This window comes from Streptomyces sp. 4F14, from assembly GCF_048159485.1.
Lineage (GTDB): Bacteria > Actinomycetota > Actinomycetes > Streptomycetales > Streptomycetaceae > Streptomyces.
Window position 1 is genome coordinate 1 of sequence record NZ_JBLRVY010000432.1, and the last position, 310, is coordinate 310.

The 310-nt window shown below is 71.9% G+C and carries 1 protein-coding gene; it reads right to left on the reverse strand.

Annotation, left to right across the window (positions count from 1 at the left end; genetic code table 11):
- Positions 1 to 310: thiamine pyrophosphate-dependent enzyme (locus tag ACLZOT_RS51460; RefSeq protein WP_416976174.1), on the reverse strand; the 310-nt coding region annotated here is incomplete at both ends.

A 310-nucleotide genomic window follows, 5' to 3' on the forward strand; every position in this document is an offset into this window, starting at 1 on the left:
ACCAGCGCCCACACGTTGCGCTCGGGCGCGGCCAGCTTCACGCCGATCGCGGCCGGGATCTCGTAGCCCATGCAGGAGTAGCCGTACTCCAGGTGGTACTGGCGCGGCGAGCGCGACCGCCACAGCTTGTGCAGGTCGCCCGGGAGCGAACCGGCCGCGTTGATCACCACGTCGTCGTCGCCGACGACCGCGTCCAGCGCGCCCAGCACCTGCGTCTGCGTCGGCACGGCGCTCTCGTCGTCGGCACGGTAGGCGGCCTCGACGACCGCGTCCCAACGCTCCTTGCCGGCGCGGTACTCGGCCTCGTAAG